The sequence below is a fragment of the Ligilactobacillus murinus DSM 20452 = NBRC 14221 genome (genome assembly GCF_001591685.1).
Classification (GTDB): Bacteria; Bacillota; Bacilli; order Lactobacillales; family Lactobacillaceae; genus Ligilactobacillus; species Ligilactobacillus murinus.
On the sequence record NZ_BCVJ01000077.1, the window covers coordinates 1 to 4775 of the forward strand.

A 4775-nucleotide genomic window follows, 5' to 3' on the forward strand; every position below is an offset into this window, starting at 1 on the left:
GTGCAGTTTTTAGCGCTATCAGCTTTATGGGTCACGTTCTTATTTTGATGTTTGATTTTCTTCTAGCCACTGTTTGACGCTGGAAGTGATCAGATACTTATTCATCCCGTCAATATCAACGAACGGCATCCCGTTTTTGATCCAACCAGTTACCACTGCAGGGGATACCCCAAAACTTTGTGCGGTGTCCTTGATATTCCCGCCGTTGGTTTGTTGCTTGGTAAATAGTTCTTGGACGATCTCCAAGTTATTGTTAAAGCGTCGCAATTCGTTTATTAAGTCAGCGTCTGCGGTGTTGATAGATAGAGATACACCAGCTACGTTAAAAGTTAAGTTTGCCATTTTAGCCATCTCCTTTGGTTTAAACCTACGTATTTCAGAGTTTCATTACTAATTACACTTGATAGGGGCGTTATGTCTTTTTTATAAGCCCGGAAGCTTTGTTTTTTGGCTTAGAATTGATTTTAGCCCCGTTTCTTTTTATGCAGTTCTTTCATTCGTTTTCTTGCTTGTTCCTTTTGACTGTCTGTCATTGTTGACGTACGCTTTTTAGCGATCGTAACGTTAGCACCAGCAATATAACCATCGATCATAGCCAATTTACCACCGTTAGCACTGTAACCTTTGCGATGTGGTTGGCTATCATCTATAAAGTGCTCGTACTTTCTTGCATGCTTTGGCACGTCTGTGTAAATGTGCCAACTGCTTTGCTTTTCGTCGTGACTTATTATCGTCTCACGTTCTTCTTTGCTAGGGATGTCCCAGCCGTCAATTACTGTCAAATTCTTGTTACCGTTCATATTAAAACTCCTTTGCCTTTTTCTTTGGGTGGGTTGTGGGTTAGATCATTGCAGGGGCTTAATTGTGGGATCACTTGTCTAGTAGTTTGATAAGGTTAACCACTTGAAGTAGTCCACCTTTCAGAGTGTCTAAGCTATTGCAGTCTTTCAATCGATCTAGCTTGTGTCTTAAGAATTCTAAGTCTCGTTTTTCTTCATCGGTCAAGCTCTCCTGATAATCAAACGATAAAAACTCGTCCGACCATTGGGGCGCTTCCTGCAGTTCGCTAGTAGCCTTGAATAGATCTTCTTGCTCGATTGGTTTCGTTGCTTTCTGATCGTGATCGATATGCTTGGCTTGTTCGTTGTCTTTCATTCGGTGGTATTCATCAATGTATAACGCCGTGAATTTTGTACCTTTAATACCAGTAATTTTATTTGCGATCATCTCGCAACCTTTTTGGGTGATCAGATAGCAAGGTAATTCTTTCTTGGTTAGTGGGTGCTTATAAGTTGACTCGATAAAATAATAGCGTTGCTTAAAAATGTTGGTGTTTTGGGCTTTTCCACACGGCTGAGATTTCAGCCCTGCAGATAATTCAGCTTCAGACTTTTCAAGATCCTTGATGTAATTTCTGATGTCTTGTAGTAAATTCTTGTGTGTTTTCCCGGTCCATTCAGCCACTAAGCGACTATCAATATAGGTCTTGTCGGCTTCTGCGATCTCCACGAATTGCCGGGCGTGTACTGCATTTAAAAAGTCTTGAACTTCCTTCAATGATGTATCCCGTGGGATCACTTTGCCGGTTAGCCAGTGATTTAATTTCTTGTCGTTCATATTCATTTGTGCGCCTAGTTCTTCATAGGTAAGCCGATTACTTTCCCGATACTCCTTTAACATTGCGATCGTGTTATTTAATTTTTTCGCTTTCTTCGTTTTCTTCATGATTGCTCTTTCCTTTCTGGTTTGTGGGTATCTTTCGACTAGGGATGTGCTACGTTGCTAGCGTACTGCTTATAAATAGCTTGGCTAACGCTAAAATCAAGCTTGTACTTGTCCTGCAATGCAATCAGCTTAGCAGTTTCCTGTAAGATCTCTTCACGCTCTGCGACTTGTTGGGGTGTCATGTCATCTTTTTTGATCGCTTTGGGATAACCATATTTCATAGCGATAGCCTTGTTAGCTATCTGACTAGCCTTGATATAGTGCTTTGGTGCTGGTTTTTCTACGCCGGTCTTAATGATGTCCATCGCTTCACGTTGCTTCTGTTTGTCTAGCATTTTAAAAGCTTCGTAAGCTTCTAGCTTCATCCCTTGGCGTAACTCTTTGACCGTGGTATATAGCCAGTCTTGAAACTCTTGGGCTTCTGGTTTATTGGATCGTGATACTAAGCGATATAGCCCGACTTCTGATACTGTAATTAATTCTTGAATTCCACTAGGGGTCTGTACTTTAGACAGACCCTTATATTTTTCTGGCAATTTTCGTCCGGCTGTACTTGCTTCGTAATAGTTTAAAGCTTCTGCCACGTCCTTTAATACTGCTTGCCACTCGTCTTTTACGTATACGAACCGGATAACGTGATCGTTCCAGTTCTCTGTCTTCACTTCCTGCATGGTGGTGCTCCTTTCTGTGGTTAGTCATTCATGTATTGCTTGATGATCCAATCATTAATCTTTTTGGCTGTCTGCGGTTTGATCGGTGTATTGTGATTAATGATTTTAGTCATTGTACGTCTTGTAATTCCGATCTCGTCAGATAGTGCTGTAAGAGATAAATTAAGCTCGCCACGTTTGCGTTTAAGTGCCTTTAATTGGTCTGCTGTTAATTTCACGGTGTCACCTTCCTTTCTTCTCAAATGAGAACTTATTGACGATTTAAATATACATTTCTCTTTTGAGAAAGTCAATATAAAAATTCTCAAAAGAGAAAGAATGTGTTATTATATTTCTTGAAAGGGGTAATAATCTTATGAAAAATAGAATTAAGGAACTTAGAAAGAATAACAACTTAACGCTAAAACAGTTAGGATCTATGGTTGGTTTAGCAACTAACACGATAAGTCAATATGAAACTGGGGATAGAAACCCAAAGCTTGAAACGTGGATAAAAATGTCAGAAATCTTTGATGTACCTGTATCATACTTGCAAGGTATTTCAGATGATATTACAGGCTTGCAAGACTGGGTAGATGTTACCGGATACTCTAAAAATGAGTTAAAAAAAGAGATTGCACGAATGCAGAAATATAATCGTATAAAAATTGATGATGATAGTCAAAAGCAGATAATTCAAGCTGTTAAAAATTTGGAACAGCACGGTAATGATGAACTTTCAGCATTAAGCGAATTGCAGGCGGGGATTAAGGTATATGCTAGAAAGTTGCTTGATGAGTTCTTTATTGACCAAGAAAAACTGAAAAAACAGGAAGCAGTTACCAATGGTATTAAAATTATTTCAACTCGACCGCCTTTTTATGATGATATGCGCCCGGAAGTCTACCAAGAAGCTATTGATATAATTTCCAGTGCACAACGTGAATTGTCTGAGTTAAAGGGAAGGATCATTAAGGGTGAGTTTCCCACCGACACCAGCAACGACGATCACGACACCAAGGACTAACAACGATCATCCCTAATCACTGAAACGATTGGGGCTCTAGGTCCGGTCAACGATTACATACACAATAGAATAACCATCACAATACTTAGCCGTCCTATCGTGCATTACTTTAAGCCACTTAGCCCGTGCAGATTAAAGATAAAGGACTGATAAACATGGCTAAAATTGTTGAGTATTCAAATTCAAAAGGGAAGCTGTATCGCTTCCGGGTGTATGCAGGTATCGACGAACTAACCGGAAAGAAAAAGTATATTAAGCGATCCGGCTTTAAAACCAAAGCACAGGCAAAAAAAGAGTTGGTCAAGTTAGAATATGAGATCGCTAACGGCATTTATTCCCAACCTGTGGAAATGAAAACATTTAGGGATGTGTACGATCTTTGGATAGAACAGTATCGTTTAACAGTCAAGGAGTCAACTTTTTATAATGCTAAGCGTGTGTTAAATAATTACATTTTGCCAGTGCTAGGATCCTATAAAGTGAATGACTTAAAGCTCGCAACTTGCCAGACGGCTATTAATGATTGGGCTAAGAAGTACCCAAGTATGGTAAAACTTATCAAAGTCTATGCTTCTGCTCTTGTAAAGTATGCTATTAAATTGGAGCTAATAAGTAAGAACCCGTTTGCTGATACAGTGATACCAAGAATACCCAAAAAAGAGAAAGTCAACTTTTTGGATGATAAGCAACTAAAAATATTTTTGGGACTGGCAGAAAAAAGAAAACTAAAATATTTTACAGCGTTTAGGCTACTAGCTTACAGCGGTATGCGAATAGGTGAACTCTTAGCCTTGACTTGGGATGATGTTAGCTTCTCGGATAATACCATCAGTGTTAATAAGACGTTATCCAAAAATGCAGATGGTAAATTGATAGTGCATGATCCAAAGACAAGGTCTAGCAAACGTCTGTTAGATATGGATATGGAAACAATGCAGATCTTACGACGCTGGAAAGTTAAGCAAGCTAGTTACTTGTTAGCTCGTGGGATCAATGCGATGGATAAAGGACAACTGATTTTTAGCAGTAATTTAAATGGACTCCTTAGCGATATGACTATTAGTAGGCATTGTAAGCAGATCTTAAAAGATGGTGGCTTACCTAATATCACGCTTCACGGGTTTAGGCATACACACGCTACGTTGTTGCTGTCTGCAGGCGCTAGTATTAAAGAAGTTCAAAATAGATTAGGGCATAGCGATGTAACCACTACGCTTAATATCTATACACACTTGACCCGCCAAGATCAAAAAGAGACGATCCAAAAACTGGTTCGCTTTCTTGGATAATTTCACCGGGAGACCCAAAAGAGACCCAAAAGAAATTCAAGCGTGCAAAAACGTTTATTAACAAGGGATAAAAAGAGATGTTAT

General features: G+C 39.3%; 7 protein-coding genes. 2 read left to right on the forward strand and 5 right to left on the reverse strand.

Translation table 11 applies throughout. The annotated features are described in order from the left end of the window. Positions 1 to 39 precede the first annotated feature (39 nt). From LMU01S_RS09475 to LMU01S_RS09495, 5 genes are all read right to left on the reverse strand, one after another. Positions 40 to 342 carry a MerR family transcriptional regulator gene (locus LMU01S_RS09475; protein WP_056958661.1) on the reverse strand — a complete coding sequence of 101 codons (303 nt, stop codon included), beginning with the start codon at positions 340 to 342 and terminating at the stop codon, positions 40 to 42. A gap of 122 nt (positions 343 to 464) precedes the next feature. Then, on the reverse strand, positions 465 to 800 hold the full coding sequence (locus LMU01S_RS09480) for a hypothetical protein (protein ID WP_056958659.1): 336 nt from the start codon (positions 798 to 800) through the stop codon (positions 465 to 467). A 70-nt stretch (positions 801 to 870) separates the two neighbouring features. Continuing rightward, positions 871 to 1725 (reverse strand): Rha family transcriptional regulator, encoded by an 855-nt coding sequence (locus tag LMU01S_RS09485; protein WP_056958657.1) that lies wholly within the window; start codon positions 1723 to 1725, stop codon positions 871 to 873. Positions 1726 to 1763: 38 nt separating this feature from the next. Further along, complete coding sequence (locus LMU01S_RS09490) at positions 1764 to 2396, reverse strand: BRO-N domain-containing protein (protein WP_082613044.1); 633 nt, start codon at positions 2394 to 2396, stop codon at positions 1764 to 1766. Positions 2397 to 2416: 20 nt separating this feature from the next. After that, positions 2417 to 2614, reverse strand: coding sequence for a helix-turn-helix domain-containing protein (locus LMU01S_RS09495; RefSeq protein ID WP_056958655.1), 198 nt, complete (start codon positions 2612 to 2614; stop codon positions 2417 to 2419). 137 nt (positions 2615 to 2751) lie between these two features. On the opposite strand from LMU01S_RS09495, the gene LMU01S_RS10360 reads away from it, so the two are divergent. Further along, positions 2752 to 3402 (forward strand): helix-turn-helix domain-containing protein, encoded by a 651-nt coding sequence (locus LMU01S_RS10360; RefSeq protein ID WP_082613043.1) that lies wholly within the window; start codon positions 2752 to 2754, stop codon positions 3400 to 3402. Positions 3403 to 3557: 155 nt separating this feature from the next. Next, complete coding sequence (locus LMU01S_RS09505; RefSeq protein ID WP_056958652.1) at positions 3558 to 4691, forward strand: site-specific integrase; 1134 nt, start codon at positions 3558 to 3560, stop codon at positions 4689 to 4691. Positions 4692 to 4775 lie beyond the last annotated feature (84 nt).

Bases quoted from the DNA above. Each gene is read 5' to 3' on its own strand.
- LMU01S_RS09485 (WP_056958657.1), bottom strand. From the start codon at position 1,725: ATGAAGAAAACGAAGAAAGCGAAAAAATTAAATAACACGATCGCAATG.
- LMU01S_RS09480 (WP_056958659.1), bottom strand. From the start codon at position 800: ATGAACGGTAACAAGAATTTGACAGTAATTGACGGCTGGGACATCCCT.
- LMU01S_RS09475 (WP_056958661.1), bottom strand. From the start codon at position 342: ATGGCAAACTTAACTTTTAACGTAGCTGGTGTATCTCTATCTATCAAC.
- LMU01S_RS09490 (WP_082613044.1), bottom strand. From the start codon at position 2,396: ATGCAGGAAGTGAAGACAGAGAACTGGAACGATCACGTTATCCGGTTC.
- LMU01S_RS09505 (WP_056958652.1), top strand. From the start codon at position 3,558: ATGGCTAAAATTGTTGAGTATTCAAATTCAAAAGGGAAGCTGTATCGC.
- LMU01S_RS10360 (WP_082613043.1), top strand. From the start codon at position 2,752: ATGAAAAATAGAATTAAGGAACTTAGAAAGAATAACAACTTAACGCTA.